The 13,820-nt window shown below is 62.9% G+C and carries 15 protein-coding genes; 10 read left to right on the forward strand and 5 right to left on the reverse strand.

All coding sequences use genetic code 11. The annotated features are described in order from the left end of the window. Positions 1-7: 7 nt before the first annotated feature. The 5 genes from cysW to CQ14_RS36635 all read left to right on the forward strand — a co-directional run bounded on the left by cysW (position 8) and on the right by CQ14_RS36635 (position 4,765). Positions 8-982, forward strand: a complete 975-nt coding sequence (gene cysW / locus CQ14_RS36615; RefSeq protein ID WP_082650185.1) for a sulfate ABC transporter permease subunit CysW — start codon at positions 8-10, stop codon at positions 980-982. Next, the gene (locus CQ14_RS36620; RefSeq protein WP_057862580.1) at positions 972-2,021 is read left to right on the forward strand and encodes a sulfate/molybdate ABC transporter ATP-binding protein; all 1,050 of its coding nucleotides are present in this window, start codon (positions 972-974) and stop codon (positions 2,019-2,021) included. The genes cysW and CQ14_RS36620 overlap by 11 nt, the downstream gene beginning before the upstream one ends. A gap of 133 nt (positions 2,022-2,154) precedes the next feature. Next, the gene (locus CQ14_RS36625) at positions 2,155-2,691 is read left to right on the forward strand and encodes a CAP domain-containing protein (protein WP_057862581.1); all 537 of its coding nucleotides are present in this window, start codon (positions 2,155-2,157) and stop codon (positions 2,689-2,691) included. A gap of 104 nt (positions 2,692-2,795) precedes the next feature. After that, positions 2,796-3,971: a DUF3734 domain-containing protein gene (locus CQ14_RS36630; RefSeq protein WP_057862582.1), complete on the forward strand. Its 1,176-nt coding sequence runs from the start codon at positions 2,796-2,798 to the stop codon at positions 3,969-3,971. A 5-nt stretch (positions 3,972-3,976) separates the two neighbouring features. Further along, the gene (locus tag CQ14_RS36635; protein WP_057862583.1) at positions 3,977-4,765 is read left to right on the forward strand and encodes a 3-hydroxybutyrate dehydrogenase; all 789 of its coding nucleotides are present in this window, start codon (positions 3,977-3,979) and stop codon (positions 4,763-4,765) included. A gap of 154 nt (positions 4,766-4,919) precedes the next feature. Here the strand turns inward: CQ14_RS36635 and CQ14_RS36640 are convergent, their stop codons facing one another. The 3 genes from CQ14_RS36640 to CQ14_RS36650 form a co-directional block, all read right to left on the reverse strand. After that, positions 4,920-5,750: a sulfite exporter TauE/SafE family protein gene (locus CQ14_RS36640; RefSeq protein WP_057862584.1), complete on the reverse strand. Its 831-nt coding sequence runs from the start codon at positions 5,748-5,750 to the stop codon at positions 4,920-4,922. A gap of 225 nt (positions 5,751-5,975) precedes the next feature. Next, positions 5,976-7,340, reverse strand: a complete 1,365-nt coding sequence (locus CQ14_RS36645) for an oligosaccharide flippase family protein (protein WP_156435805.1) — start codon at positions 7,338-7,340, stop codon at positions 5,976-5,978. Positions 7,341-7,659: 319 nt separating this feature from the next. Further along, positions 7,660-8,496: a protein-disulfide reductase DsbD domain-containing protein gene (locus tag CQ14_RS36650; protein WP_057862586.1), complete on the reverse strand. Its 837-nt coding sequence runs from the start codon at positions 8,494-8,496 to the stop codon at positions 7,660-7,662. Between the two features lie 137 nt (positions 8,497-8,633). Here CQ14_RS36650 and CQ14_RS36655 point away from each other — a divergent pair, with 137 nt between their 5' ends. Beyond that, the gene (locus tag CQ14_RS36655) at positions 8,634-9,284 is read left to right on the forward strand and encodes a YqgE/AlgH family protein (RefSeq protein WP_057862587.1); all 651 of its coding nucleotides are present in this window, start codon (positions 8,634-8,636) and stop codon (positions 9,282-9,284) included. Between the two features lie 123 nt (positions 9,285-9,407). Here the strand turns inward: CQ14_RS36655 and CQ14_RS36660 are convergent, their stop codons facing one another. Further along, complete coding sequence (locus CQ14_RS36660) at positions 9,408-10,295, reverse strand: TauD/TfdA dioxygenase family protein (RefSeq protein ID WP_057862588.1); 888 nt, start codon at positions 10,293-10,295, stop codon at positions 9,408-9,410. Between the two features lie 98 nt (positions 10,296-10,393). Continuing rightward, on the reverse strand, positions 10,394-11,173 hold the full coding sequence (locus CQ14_RS36665; protein WP_057862624.1) for an SDR family NAD(P)-dependent oxidoreductase: 780 nt from the start codon (positions 11,171-11,173) through the stop codon (positions 10,394-10,396). 94 nt (positions 11,174-11,267) lie between these two features. On the opposite strand from CQ14_RS36665, the gene CQ14_RS36670 reads away from it, so the two are divergent. The 4 genes from CQ14_RS36670 (at position 11,268) to CQ14_RS36685 (ending at position 13,532) form a co-directional block, all read left to right on the forward strand. Continuing rightward, on the forward strand, positions 11,268-11,786 hold the full coding sequence (locus CQ14_RS36670) for a GNAT family N-acetyltransferase (protein ID WP_057862589.1): 519 nt from the start codon (positions 11,268-11,270) through the stop codon (positions 11,784-11,786). 20 nt (positions 11,787-11,806) lie between these two features. Next, on the forward strand, positions 11,807-12,271 hold the full coding sequence (locus CQ14_RS36675) for a pyridoxamine 5'-phosphate oxidase family protein (RefSeq protein WP_057862590.1): 465 nt from the start codon (positions 11,807-11,809) through the stop codon (positions 12,269-12,271). A gap of 62 nt (positions 12,272-12,333) precedes the next feature. Then, a complete protein-coding gene (locus CQ14_RS36680) occupies positions 12,334-13,068 on the forward strand; it encodes an SDR family NAD(P)-dependent oxidoreductase (protein WP_057862591.1) in 735 nt (244 codons plus the stop codon). A gap of 89 nt (positions 13,069-13,157) precedes the next feature. Beyond that, positions 13,158-13,532: a CsbD family protein gene (locus tag CQ14_RS36685; protein WP_057862592.1), complete on the forward strand. Its 375-nt coding sequence runs from the start codon at positions 13,158-13,160 to the stop codon at positions 13,530-13,532. Positions 13,533-13,820 lie beyond the last annotated feature (288 nt).

The raw sequence follows: 13,820 nt of genomic DNA on the forward strand, positions 1-13,820 counted from the left end.
CTTGGAGATGTCGACGCAAACGACCTTTGTGACGCCAGCGGCCCGGTTGCAGGCCTATAGCTCCACGGCAGATCTCGCCATCTCCCCGCCGTCCGGCCGCGACGCGAGCACCCGTGCCCGCGCGACGGCTGCTTCCAAAGATCTGCGGAGCGAGCCGGGACCGATCCGCTTCATCATCATTGCGCTCGCGGTTTCCTTTCTCACGATCTTCGTCGTACTGCCGCTGGTGGTGGTGTTCGCATCGGCGTTTTCCAAGGGCGTCACCGCCTATTTCGCCGCGCTGGCCGAGCCGGAGGCGCTTTCGGCGATCCGGTTGACGCTGCTGGTGGCGGCGATCTCAGTCGCGCTCAATCTGGTGTTCGGGGTGATCGCGGCCTGGGCCATTGCCAAGTTCGAATTCCCTGGCAAGACCTTCCTGATCACGCTGATCGATCTGCCGTTCTCGGTCAGCCCGGTGATTTCTGGTCTGGTCTTCGTGCTGCTGTTCGGCGCACAGGGCTATTGGGGTACGTGGCTGCAGGCGCACAATGTCCACATCCTGTTTGCCGTGCCCGGTATCGCGCTGGCGACGATCTTCGTGACATTTCCCTTTGTTGCCCGCTCGCTCATTCCCTTGATGCAGGAGCAGGGCACGCAGGAGGAAGAGGCCGCGATCTCGCTGGGAGCGTCAGGTCTGCAGACCTTCTTCCGCGTCACTCTGCCCAATATCAAATGGGGCCTGCTCTATGGCGTACTGCTGTGTAACGCGCGCGCCATGGGCGAATTCGGCGCGGTGTCGGTGGTCTCGGGCCATATCCGCGGCGAGACCAACACCATGCCGCTGCTGGTCGAGATCCTCTATAATGAATATCAATTCGTGGCGTCGTTTGCGATTGCTTCGCTGCTGGCGATGCTGGCCCTGATCACGCTGGTCGTGAAGACCGTTCTCGAACAGCGCCTGGACGAAGGACAACCTCCAAGGGACGAGCCAAGTGACCATTGAAGTCAAAAACATCGTCAAGAAGTTCGGCTCGTTTGCCGCGCTCGACAATGTCGATCTGAAGGTCGGCAAGGGCGAATTGCTGGCGCTGCTCGGCCCGTCCGGTTCGGGCAAGACCACGCTGTTGCGCATCATCGCGGGCCTCGACTGGCCGGATGCCGGCGAGGTGACGATCGACGGCGAGGATGCGCTGGGACACGGCGCCAGCGAGCGGCATGTCGGCTTCGTGTTTCAGCATTACGCGCTGTTCCGCCACATGACGGTGTTCGAAAACGTCGCCTTCGGCCTGCGCGTGCAGCCGCGCGCGGTGCGCAAGGACGAGGCCACGATCCGCGCCCGCGTCAAGGAATTGCTCGACCTCGTGCAGCTCGACTGGCTGGCCAACCGCTATCCGAGCCAGCTCTCCGGCGGCCAGCGGCAGCGCATTGCACTTGCCCGCGCGCTCGCGATCGAGCCGCGCATCCTCCTGCTAGATGAGCCCTTCGGCGCGCTGGATGCCAAGGTGCGCAAAGAGCTGCGGCAATGGCTGCGCTCGCTGCACAATGAGATCCACGTCACCTCGATCTTCGTCACCCACGACCAGGAAGAAGCGCTCGAAGTCGCCAACCGCGTGGTGGTGATGGACAAGGGGCGCATCGAGCAGATCGGCTCGCCCGGCGAGGTCTATGACAATCCGGCGACCGCCTTCGTCCACGGCTTCATCGGCGAGTCCATCGTGCTGCCGGTGGAGGTGACAGGCGGCTCGGTGCGGCTCGGCGACCGGCCGCTCAACATCGCCGCCGATGGCGCGGTCTCCGGCGCCTCAAAGCTGTTCGTCCGCCGCCACGACATGCAGATCGGCCCGGCCGGAACCGGCTCGCTGGAGGGCGCGGTGCGCCATGTTCGCTCGTTCGGCCCGATCCAGCGGGCGGAGGTGGCGTTGACGGGCGGCGAGGGCAAGACTGTGATCGAGATCGACGCCCCCCGCGACCGGGAACTCCAGGCCGGCGAGATCATCGGCCTGCAGCCCCGCCGCTACCGGATCTTTGCCGCGCAGGATTGACGACGTAGCCCGGGTGAAGCGAAGCGTAACCCGGGATTGCCTGCCACCTGGACAGACCCCGGATTTCGCTCCGCTCCATCCGGGCTACGGCGCCCCAAATTCGCCCCCCGTTCACCATTCAGCCATGGTTGGTATGCAACAACGGCCGTCCAACCTTGGGGGATTCCTTTCAGTGAAACGGGCGACCACCGCCATTATCGGGCTTTTGCTGCTTGCCGGCTGCTCGGCAGACGTCAAAATCCCGGATCAGCCGGCCATGTATCTCGATATGGCCCAACCCGGCGCTACGCTCGATCCGACAGCGGCGGCGGTCATGATTTCGCAGTACCGCCAGAATAACGGCCTCGGCGCCGTGGTGGTCGATCCCGAGCTGACCAAGCTCGCCGAGCAGCAGTCGCAGGCGATGGCGGCCCGAAACAAGATGGACCACAATGTGAAGGGGCCGCTCGAGAAGCGGCTGGGGGCCTCCGGCTATCCGGCGACAACAGCGGTCGAGAATGTCTCGGCTGGCTATCACACCCTAGCCGAGGCCTTCTCCGGCTGGCGCGACTCTCCGCCGCACAAGGCGAATATGCTCAAGAACGGTGTCACAAAATTGGGCATCGCGGCGAGCTATGCTCCCAACACCAAATACAAAGTGTTCTGGACGCTCATTCTGGCATCGACCTGAGGCGCGATAAAGCAGGCGTGATCCTTGCTTGGAACCCGCCTGATTGACGCCGTCGCGAACTGCCGCCACGGTGCCGCATCGTTGTCAGCCATCTGACGGTCACTATGGATCATTCCGATACCGCGCCGGCAACCACGCCCGCCAAGGCACAGCGGGTGCTGGTGCTGCAAGGCGGCGGCGCGCTCGGCTCCTATCAAGCGGGGGCCTTCCATGCGCTGTGCCGCGCAGGCTTCGACCCGGAATGGGTTGCGGGCATTTCGATCGGCGCCATCAATGCCGCGATCATAGCCGGCAACGAAGGCGAAAAACGCGTCGATCGCCTCAAGGAATTCTGGGAGATGGTGTCATCTCCGGTACCGTGGAATCCGATCTCAAATGGCGAGCGCGCACGTTCGCTCTTCAACGAAACCAGCGCCGCGCTGATTGCCACCTTCGGCGTGCCCGGCTTCTTCACGCCGCGCATCCCCCCGGCGCCGCTATGGCCGCCGGGCAGTGCGCAATCGCAGAGCTATTACGACACGGCGCCGCTGAAGAAGACGCTCGAAAGGCTGGTCGACTTCGATCGCATCAACGATCTGAAGACCAGGCTCAGCGTCGGCGCGGTCGGCGTGACATCGGGCAATTTCAGATATTTCGACAATTTCGAATTCAGGAAGCTCGGCAAGAAAATCGGCCCGGAGCACATCATGGCCTCCGGCGCGCTGCCACCCGGATTTCCTTCCGTCGAGATCGAGGGCGAGCACTATTGGGACGGCGGCATTGCCTCCAACACGCCGCTCGATCACGTGCTGGGCGAGGAAGCCAACCGCGATCTGCTGATCTTCCAGGTCGACCTGTTCAGCGCGCGCGGCGACTTGCCGACGTCGCTCCTGGAAGCCGCCGAGCGCGAAAAGGACATCCGCTATTCCAGCCGCACCCGCATGACCACCGACAAGAACAAGCAGTTGCACAATGCGCGCAAGGCGTTGCGCGAGCTGCTCGGAAAACTGCCAGATCATCTCAGGAACGATCCGGCGGTGGAGGTCCTCTGCAAGGCGGCCCGCGAAAACACCGTCACCGTGGTGCATCTGATCTACAAGAGCAAGAACTACGAATCCTCGTCGAAGGATTACGACTTCTCGCACGTCGCCATGATCGAGCACTGGAACGCGGGCGTCCGCGACGTTCATCTGTCAATGCGTCACAGGGATGTGCTCGAGCGCCCGCAATCCGGCCAGACCATGATGGCATATGATATGATGGGGGATGTTCCCAGGTCCCCCGGAAGCAAGCAGGAGTGAATGCAATGGGTACATTAAAGGGCAAGACTGCTGTCGTGACCGGCTCGACCAGCGGCATCGGACTGGCTTACGCGCGCGCTTTCGCCGCTGCCGGCGCCAATATCGTCCTCAACGGCATGGGCGTGCCGGCCGATATCGAGCGCGAGCGCTCCGGCATCGAGACCGACTTCAAGGTCCGCGCCGTGCATTCGCCCGCCGACATGACCAAGCCGGCCGAGATCGCCGAAATGATCGCGCTCGGCGAGAAGACGTTTGGCTCGGTCGATATCCTCGTCAACAATGCCGGCATTCAGTTCGTGTCGCCGATCGAGGAGTTTCCGCCCGAGAAGTGGGAAGCCATCATCGGCATCAACCTGTCGTCGGCGTTCTACGGCATCCGCGCCGCGGTGCCGGGCATGAAGAAACGCGGCTGGGGCCGCATCATCAATACGGCGTCGGCGCATTCGCTGGTCGCCTCGCCGTTCAAGTCGGCCTATGTCTCGGCCAAGCACGGCATCGCCGGCCTCACCAAGACGGTGGCGCTGGAGCTTGCGACGTTCAAGATCACCTGCAACTGCATCAGCCCGGGCTATGTCTGGACGCCGCTGGTGGAGAAGCAGATTCCCGAAACCATGAAGGCGCGCAACATGACCAAGGAGCAGGTCATTCACGATGTGCTGCTGGATGCGCAGCCGACCAAGGAGTTCGTCACCTCAGAGCAGGTCGCAGCACTGGCGCTGTTTTTGTGCAGCGACGATGCCGCCCAGATCACCGGCGCCAATTTGTCGATCGACGGCGGCTGGACCGCGGAGTAGGGAATGCTAACGGCCCGGGAGCGTCTAACGCCCAGAGCATGATCCGGAAAAGTGTGTAGCGGCTTTCCCTCGCGACAAACGCGAACGCGTTTGCGCGGAGATCATGCTCAAACANTTAAAGCGGGATGACGCTTCGAAGAAAAGTCATCCCGCTTTAATGGGCGGTGCTCCCGGTCACGGCTGCGATGCTCTCGTGCGAAAAATGCAGCTCGTTGAAGCCAAGCTTGCTGGCGACCAGAATCAGAACCGAGGCCAGCACCAGCCGCAGCACCGTCTCCGGCACGCGAACCGCACAGTAGCTGCCGATCACGATGCCGGGCAGGGAGCCTATCAGCAGCACGCCCATCAGCGCCCAATCGACCGACCCCAGCGCCCAGTGGCCGATGCCGGCGACCAGCGTCAGTGGTACGGCGTGCGCGATGTCGGAGCCGACGATGTTTGCCATCGGCAGGCGCGGATAGAGCAACAGGAGTGCGGTGACGCCAACGGCGCCGGCACCCACGGACGAAATCGACACCAGCACGCCCAGCGCAACGCCGACCACCACGGTCGCGCGGGCGGTCGTCAAATCGTCGAGCCGCTCCATACGCCGGCGATATCGATCCATGATCGCCCTGCGGAAGATCAACGACGTCGCGGTGAGGAAGAGCGCAAAGCACAGCACCAGATTGACTAGGCTGCGCGCAGATTCTCCGTTGAGGTCGAGCTGCCACAGGACCAGCAATGTTACCATGCTTGCCGGGATGCTGCCGCTGGCGAGGCGGATCACCGCTGGCCAGTGAACGCTGCGGGCAAGGCCATGCACCAGGCTGCCGCCGGTCTTGGTCGCCGCGGCGTAGAGCAGGTCGGTGCCGACGGCCGTCGACGGGTGGACGCCGAACAGCAGGATCAGCAATGGCGTCATCAGCGAGCCGCCGCCGACGCCCGTCATCCCGACCAGCAGGCCGACGCCGAATCCCGAGGCAACGTAGAGAGGATCAATCATTTCCGGGCGCAGGTTCCATTCGCATGTGCGAACATATATCAACGCGGGGGATAAACGTCCTATCGATGGCAGAGGATGGGGCGAAATAAGAATATTTCATGCGCGCATCGCAATCCGGTGGTTATTTTCCCCAATTTGCCGGTGCACCGCGATACCGCTGTCCTGTCACGTCGCGGGAACGGTTTCGCCACGGACCTGAGATCGGCTCCAACCGAGCAGCGGGCTCTAGGACCCATGCTTCCCGAACGCCAATACGTGCAGGCCGAGCCGCCGGCGCACGATCCAGAACAGGAGCACGGTTTCGAACGCAAGCGAGATCGAGGTTGCCGCTGCCGCGCCGTGGCCGCCAAAGCCCGGCACCAGCAACACGCAGAGTACCACGTTCATGACAAAGGCGAGCGCATAGGCCAGCGCGCAGATGTGCTGGTGGCCAAGCATGTTGAGCAGCCGCTCGACCGGGCCGATCGCGGCGCGCACCAGAAGACCAACCGCAGCAATGAACATGATGTCGTAGCCGGCGACGAATTGCGGCCCGAACAGCCACAACAGCGGCTTGCCGAGTGCCAGCAGCAGTACGGTCGCGGCCAACGACGGCCAGAACGTCCACTGGATCGCGTGCGCCACATAGGCCGACAGCCGCGCCTTATCGCCCTGCGCGTGATACTCGGCAAAGCGATGCGCTGTTGTTGCCGCCATCGCGTAGTGGATGAAGGAGACCAGCGCCAGCGTCTTCACCACGGCGAAGTAGATGCCGACCTCTTCCGAGGAGCGGAATTGCTGCAGCACCAGCACGTCGGTGTAGGACAGCAGTAGATAGAAGCTCTCGACCATCAGGATCGGCAGCGAGATGGCGAGCCAGCCGCGGAAATCATAGGCCCTGGTCCCGGGCTCGACATGGTTGCCGAGCTTGCGGTTCAGCACGATCATCTGGCCGATCATCGCGATCCATACCGCCGCGGCGCTCGCCAGCATCGCGGCGGTGGCGCCGAGATTGAAGCCGAGCACGACGGCGCCGGCGGTCAGGCCGATGATCAGCGTTTGCCGCACGATGAATTGCGGCATCAGGCCGAGCTGCATCCAGTCATGCGAACGGGCGATCCCGTCCTGGGTATTGGCGACGACGAAGGCCGGCAGCGTCAGGCAGCCGACATAGAGCGGAACGATCGCGTTGGCGTCGATCCACGGCGACAATCCCTTCACCACGCCCGCCAGCATAAGCGAGACGATCGAGGAAACGATGAACGTCATCCAGCGGCTGCCGGAGAGAAAGCCGCGCAGCAGCGCATGCTCGCCGCGGGTACGATATTCCGGAATGATCTTCTGCGCCGACGCCGAAATGCCGAAATCCATCATGCTGCCGAGCAGCAGCACCCAGGTCCAGACATAGACATAGACACCGTAATCCGAGCCGCCCATCCAGCGCGCCAGCAGGATTTGCGAGAAATAGGCGAGGGCGGCGCTGAGCACGCGGATGATGAAGATGGTACCGGCGAGCCGTTTGGTGACGGAGGCCTCATGGGAGCCGCCGAGCAGGGCACGCAGGCGTGCGATCAGGCCGGCTGGCGGAGCGGTTGCGGATTGCGTATCCATCACGGCCACAAGGGTGCATCCCCGAAACGCGCCGCGAGGTGGCGGCGATGGCCGGATGTATCAACCATTCGTTAAGATTCGGTTGGGTGGGGATTGTCGTCCCGGGCAAGCGAAGCGCGACCTCGGATGCGCAATTGCGCATCGGGGGACCCATAGCCACAGGGAGGAGTTATGGAGCGAGGTGTCTACCAGATCGTCCAGCAACGACGGCCGTGGGGGATGGGTCCCCGCGTGCCGCCTTCGCTAAAGCTTCGGCGAGCCCAATGCCAGACCCCGGCGAAGCGTTGGCGAAGACGGGTCGCGGGGACGACAGATCGCTTCAATTCAAACTGACGTTGAATTCGTAGGCCCGGTCGCCGCCAACGAGCGTCAGCTTCAGCGCGGCACCGTCGGCGCTGGCGCCGGGCGGCAGGCCGTCTAGTTCGAAGGCAAAGCGCTTGACGCCGGGCGGGCTGTTGCCGACCAGCTTTGGAACCGGCAGCGCCCAGTCAGGCGTCGGCCCCTCGACGAACAGGCTGACTTCCTTGGCTTCGGGCGCGGTCACGTCGACCAGCACGTTGTTCTTTCCCTCGCGCTTGATGTCGCGGATGGTCAGCGGAATGGGGTCGCCGATATTGGCGGGCTTCGGCACGGTGTTCAGCGCATCGGACAGGTTGCCGTCCTCGGTGCTTGCCACGCTGGAAAATGCGAGTTCGGCACTGGCGTCGACGGGAATGCAGATCTTGTCGCAGACCGCATAATTGATGTGGGCCCGCAGCGTCACCGGCTTGTCGGCATTCTTGGCGACGATCCGCAGCGGCAGCACGACCTGCTGCTTGTATCCCAGCGCGGTGCCGCCTGCGCCGTCGTCAAATTTCATCGGCGCCGGCCACAGCACGGTCACGGCTTCGACATTATCCGATTTGGAGAAGTCGAAGCGGGGAGGTACGCCGGAATCGCCAGGCGTCCGCCAGTAGGTCTTCCATCCCGGCTGCAACTGGATGGCGACGCCGCCGAGCAGCACCGTGCCGCTGCGCGATCCCGCCAGCAACCGCACCGCGGAATGCGCGTCGCGTTGCCATGGCGAAGCATCCTCGGCGCGAACCTCCGATGTCGCACATGCGACATATAACGCGGCGACGCCGAGTGCGGCGCGCAAGGGAACTATGACGCTCATGGCACGTCTTTACAGGCAACTTTCGAGGCAAACCATTGAATTGCGTGTGATCGGCCGACCGATGGTGCCGGAAGCTTGATTGACAGAAACCGTACCCGATATCAGGATATGAGCCAGCAAGAGAAAGGCCTTTGCGGATGAGCCCTGAAGGCAAGACACCGAAGCCTGTCCGCCGCAAATCTGCCGGCTTTGGCGATCATTCGCCCGGCGACGGTTACCTGGACGGCCGGCTGCTGATTGCCATGCCAGTCATGGGCGATCCGCGCTTCGAGCGCTCCGTCATCTACATGTGCGCGCATTCCTCGGAAGGGGCGATGGGCATCATCGTCAACCGTCCGGCCGGCAGCATCGACTTTCCCGGCCTCCTGGTGCAGCTCGACATCATCGAGAAGGACGACCAGATCAAGCTGCCGGAAAATGCCGAGACCATGCAGGTGCTGAAGGGCGGCCCGGTGGATACCGGTCGCGGCTTCGTGCTGCATTCGAGCGATTTCTTCATCAAGGACGCGACGCTGAACATCGACGACGGCATCTGCCTGACCGCAACGGTGGATATCCTCAAGGCGATCGCCAAGGGCACCGGGCCGAAGCACGCGATCCTGGCGCTGGGCTATGCCGGCTGGGCGCCCGGACAGCTTGAGAACGAGATCCAGCACAATGGCTGGCTGCATTGCGACGCCGATCCGGATCTGATCTTCGGCGAAGATGTCGAAGAAAAATACCAGCGCGCGCTGCGCAAGATCGGCATCGATCCCGGCATGCTGGCGAACGAAGCCGGGCACGCTTAGGGCCGCTTCGTAGCCGATCGTAGGGTGGGCAAAGGCGCACTTGCGCCGTGCCCACCATCCATCCAAACCATGGTCGCGAATGGTGGGCACGCTTCGCTTTGCCCACCCTACGGCTTCGGCTCTTTACTCCGCCGCCTGCTGTTGCACCGTCGGCTCGGTGCCGGCAACCGTCGCACGGCGCATGTCGCGCGGCTGCGACTGGTCGTAGCGGCGCACGCGGTGCATGGTCTGGCGATTGTCCCACATCACGAGGTCATGCACGGTCCATTTGTGGACATAGACGAATTCCGGCTGCGTGGCGTGCTCGGTCAGATCGCGCAGCAGCAGCCGCGCCTCCGGCATGCTCATGCCCAGTATCGCGCCCGCATGTGATGAGAGGTATAGCGACTTGCGGCGATGCACTGGATGCGTCCGCACCAGCCGCTGCAGCACCGGCTTGAACATCGCTTTCTCTTCGTCGGAATAATCCAGGAAGCCGAGCGAGCCGCGCGAATACATCAGCGAATGTTCGCAGATCAGGTCCTCGATCTCGGTCTTGGTCTCGTCGTCCAGCGCGTCATAGGCCGCGCGCATGTCGGCGAATTCGGTGTTACCGCCCTTCGGGTTTACTACCCGCGCCGACAGCAGCGAAAATTTTGCTGGAATCGGTCGGAACGAGCTGTCGGAATGCCACAGGCAGTTGCCGAGGTTGAACAGATGGGCGCGGCTGTCGCGCGCCAGCGGCTTGCCGTCCTTGCCGAGGTTGGAAACGTCATTCAGCCCGGAGGTGAGGCGGTATTCGTCCTTTTTCACGATAGTGCCGCCGCGCGCCTTCTCTCGCTCGCCGAAATTCAGCGCGAAGGCCAGTTGCTGTTCGTCCGTGATGTCCTGGTTGCGGAACAGCAGCACGGCATATTTGTCCATGCCGGCTTCGATGTCGGCCGCTTCCTGCGGGGTCAAGGGGTTACGCAAATCAACGCCCGAAACCTCGCCGAAAAAGTGCGGATGAAGCTGCCGGATCGTGACCGTCATGGCGTCTCTCCTGAAAGCGGCGGGCGGTTTGTCCCGCTCTGTTTGTAAGAAAAATTACTCCCCGAAATGTCCAAGTCAACGCTGCGGGTGCATGCCCGCTACGCGTTTCGCGCCATCAGGCCGCCGTCGACCGGGATCACCGCGCCGGTCAGGAAGGAAGCGGCCGGCAGGCACAGGCTCAGCGTCATGTGCGCCACTTCCTCCGGCTCGCCATAGCGGCCGAGCGCGGTGCGGCGCTTGGCGTAGATCGTCTTGTGCTCCTCGGAAATCCGCTCGGTGATCGCGGTGCGGATCGGGCCCGGGCAGATGCAGTTGACGGTGATGCCCTCGCGGCCAAGCTCGACGGCGAGCGAGCGGGTGAGGCTGGTGACGCCGCCCTTCGCGGCGGAGTAAGGGCTGTGCAGCGCGGTGGCGCCGAGTGCCTCGGTGGAGGCGATGTTGACGATCCGCGGACATTTCGAGCGGCGCAGATGCGGCAGCGCAGCGCGGATGATGCGGGGATGGGCGGTCAGCATCACGGCCAGCGCCTTGTCCCAGGCGGCTTCATAACCGTCATTGTCGATCGCCACGCGCACGGAGATGCCGGCATTGTTGATGACGATATCGAGCGAGCCGAAATGGGTGGCGACGTCGTTGACCACCTTGATGATCTCGCCGGGATTGGCGACATCGAGCGCCCACGCCTTTGCCGTACCACCCTTCGCCGTGATCTCGCCGGCGACGGCCTGCGTCGCCTCGGCATTGATATCGGTGACGGCGACATTGGCGCCCTCGGCCGCGAACACCAGCGCGGTGGCGCGGCCCATGCCGCTGGCAGCGCCGGTGACGAGAACGGTCAATCCCTTGACCGAGCGGCTGAGCTCATTGAAATCTGACATGATGCGATCCGGACAGGGTGCGAGGCGCGTTGCAGGATTGACAAGGCTGGCACCGATCCGCAGACAGGTCAAACAAGCCGAGCGAGGTGTAGACGTGACCAGTATTGGTGGCCTGCAGATCCGTCGGCTGGAGCCAGTCGACGCGGCGCTGTACCGAGAGATCCGGCTCGATGGCCTGCAGAGAAATCCGGAAGCCTTCGGCAGCACCTTTGAAAAGGAAAGCGCGCTGCCGCTGTCGTGGTTCGAAGAGGTTCTTGGCAGGACTGCTATCTTCGGCGCTCTCGTCGACGGGGAGCTTGCGGGTGTCGCGGCCTATGCTGCGCGGGAAAGCGCAAAGCAGGCGCACAAGGCGACACTCTGGGGCATGTACGTTCGAAACACCGCAAGGAATTTGGGGCTCGGGCAGAAGCTTGTTGCGGCGGTTCTCGACCACGCACGCGGACGCGTGGAGATGGTGCAACTGACCGTGGTGAGCGAGAATGAGGGCGCACGTCGCGTTTACGCGGCTGCGGGCTTCGTCGAGTACGGCTATGAAAAGCGGGGCCTCAAGCAGGGCGGGCGATATTACGACCAGGTTCTGATGGTCAAACATCTCGACGAAGGTTCGAAATAAACACGACAAGAGCAGGACAAATGGACATCTCGGAACGACTCCGTACCGCAATCGAGACTTCGGTGCTTTGCTGGCTCGCTACCGTGGATGCAGACGGTCAGCCGAACGTCAGCCCCAAGGAAATCTTCTGCATGGGGGCCGGCGCCAATGAGGTGTTGGTGGCTGAAATCGCGTCGCCAGTCAGTAAAAGAAACATATCCGGAAATCCCAAGGTCTGTATCAGCGCAGTCGATATCTTTGCGCAGAAGGGCATCAAGGCCTACGGCACCGCCGCGCTGGTAACTGCCGCAGAACCGAACTTTGCAGCGATTGTGCAGCCTCTTGCGCGGATGGCGGGACCTGAGTTCAACATACGCGCCGTAATTCGTGTTGCGGTCAGCAGGGTCGCGCCAATTCTTGCTCCCAGCTACATCATATTCCCGGAAAGGACCGAGGAAGAGCAGCGGCGACGTGCGTTCAAGACTTATGGCGTGCAAGAGTGCTAATTCTGGTCGTCAAATTCCTCGACGAAGGTTCGAAATAGAACACAACAAGAAGGACCATAGGGATGAACGAACTGGATTTCAGCGGCAGGCAGGTGCTGGTGGTCGGTGGCTCCAGCGGTATCGGCAACGGCATCGCACAGGCGTTCCGCGCCAAGGGTGCGCGTGTTGCCGTCTGCGGCACCCGCGAAAGCGCTAGCGACTATTCGCCCGACGAAGGCTCGCATCTCGAAGGGCTCGATTATTTCCGGCTCGACGTCAGTAATGCGCAGGCAATCGAATCCTTCAAGCCGTCCTTCACGCAACTCGATGTGCTGATCCTTGCGCAAGGCGCGGTGATCTACCGCCGCGGCGAATTCGAGATGGATGGTTTTCGCAAGGTGCTGGAAGTCAATTTGATGAGTCTGATGGCGTGTGCGACCAAATTTCAGGCGATGCTGAGCGCGAGCAGGGGCTCGCTGATCATCGTCAGTTCGACCGCCGCCTATCACTCGACCATGGGCAATCCGGCCTACAACGCCTCGAAGACCGGTGCGGTGGGGCTGACGCGCACGCTTGGCGAGGCGTGGGCCGAGAACGGCATTCGCGTCAACGGCATCGCGCCGGGACTGGTCGATACCAAGATGACCAAGGCGACGACGGCGAATCCGAAACGCCTCGAAGGCGCGCTGGAGCGGATCCCGCTGAAGCGGCTCGGCACGCCGGCTGACATGGCCGGTGCGGCGTTGTTCCTGGCCTCGCCGCTGGCGTCCTACATCATCGGCCAGACCATCGTGGTCGATGGCGGGCTGATTTTGTGAGCCCGGCGCTGTGACCAAGGGCGTTTCGAACGCTAGGAACCCGACCGGGTCTTACTGGTTACATCCTCTGAAAAACAGGAGTAACCGCGATGGACAAGGATCGGATTGCCGGCTCGGCCAAGGATTTTACAGGCAAGGTTGAAAGCACGGTCGGTGACATGGCTGGCGACGCCAGGACGCAGGCCGAAGGCCGCATGCGCGAAGCCGCAGGCACGGTGCAAAATCTGTACGGTCAGGCCAAGGACGCCGCCCGCGACGCCACTGACGCTGCCGTCAATTATGCCAAGGATGCTTATGAGAACAGCGGCGACACCGTTCGCAGCGGCCAGAAAGCGGTGGCGAAAACGGTGCAGGAAAATCCGCTGGGCGCGCTACTCGTCGCAGGCGGGATCGGATTTGCGCTGGCGCTGTTGATGACACGCCCGCCACGCCGTCCGCCGCCGCGCTGGCGCTATTACGGCTGAGCGCGTTTAGCTAACAGTTCGTCATTTCGCAGGTCGCGCAGTCGCGCGCGTGAGGATGCGCGTCGGCGCAGGCCCGGAAATCCCTGCTCACGATGGTGATGATGGAGCTACGATGTGCAATTGCACATCGTAGCTCGTCGCGGTGCGACGCCCCGGAACGACAGAAATTATCGCGTGAAGTTGCCCGGCGGCACTTCGGCCGATCGTCCGACATTCCCCGGCGGACGCGGCGCGCCGGGAGCAAACGGTCCGCGCGGCGGAGCGGCGGCGGGAGGCGGTGCGGGCTGG

Source organism: Bradyrhizobium lablabi (assembly GCF_001440475.1).
Taxonomy (GTDB): domain Bacteria; phylum Pseudomonadota; class Alphaproteobacteria; order Rhizobiales; family Xanthobacteraceae; genus Bradyrhizobium; species Bradyrhizobium lablabi.

Excerpts from the sequence above, each read along its gene's own strand:
- CQ14_RS36630 (WP_057862582.1), top strand. The coding sequence starts at position 2,796 with ATGGATCATTCCGATACCGCGCCGGCAACCACGCCCGCCAAGGCACAG.
- CQ14_RS36660 (WP_057862588.1), bottom strand. The coding sequence starts at position 10,295 with ATGACGGTCACGATCCGGCAGCTTCATCCGCACTTTTTCGGCGAGGTT.
- CQ14_RS36640 (WP_057862584.1), bottom strand. The coding sequence starts at position 5,750 with ATGATTGATCCTCTCTACGTTGCCTCGGGATTCGGCGTCGGCCTGCTG.
- CQ14_RS36675 (WP_057862590.1), top strand. The coding sequence starts at position 11,807 with ATGGACATCTCGGAACGACTCCGTACCGCAATCGAGACTTCGGTGCTT.
- CQ14_RS36680 (WP_057862591.1), top strand. The coding sequence starts at position 12,334 with ATGAACGAACTGGATTTCAGCGGCAGGCAGGTGCTGGTGGTCGGTGGC.
- CQ14_RS36650 (WP_057862586.1), bottom strand. The coding sequence starts at position 8,496 with ATGAGCGTCATAGTTCCCTTGCGCGCCGCACTCGGCGTCGCCGCGTTA.
- CQ14_RS36645 (WP_156435805.1), bottom strand. The coding sequence starts at position 7,340 with ATGGATACGCAATCCGCAACCGCTCCGCCAGCCGGCCTGATCGCACGC.
- CQ14_RS36685 (WP_057862592.1), top strand. The coding sequence starts at position 13,158 with ATGGACAAGGATCGGATTGCCGGCTCGGCCAAGGATTTTACAGGCAAG.
- CQ14_RS36635 (WP_057862583.1), top strand. The coding sequence starts at position 3,977 with ATGGGTACATTAAAGGGCAAGACTGCTGTCGTGACCGGCTCGACCAGC.
- CQ14_RS36655 (WP_057862587.1), top strand. The coding sequence starts at position 8,634 with ATGAGCCCTGAAGGCAAGACACCGAAGCCTGTCCGCCGCAAATCTGCC.
- CQ14_RS36665 (WP_057862624.1), bottom strand. The coding sequence starts at position 11,173 with ATGTCAGATTTCAATGAGCTCAGCCGCTCGGTCAAGGGATTGACCGTT.
- CQ14_RS36625 (WP_057862581.1), top strand. The coding sequence starts at position 2,155 with ATGCAACAACGGCCGTCCAACCTTGGGGGATTCCTTTCAGTGAAACGG.
- cysW (WP_082650185.1), top strand. The coding sequence starts at position 8 with ATGTCGACGCAAACGACCTTTGTGACGCCAGCGGCCCGGTTGCAGGCC.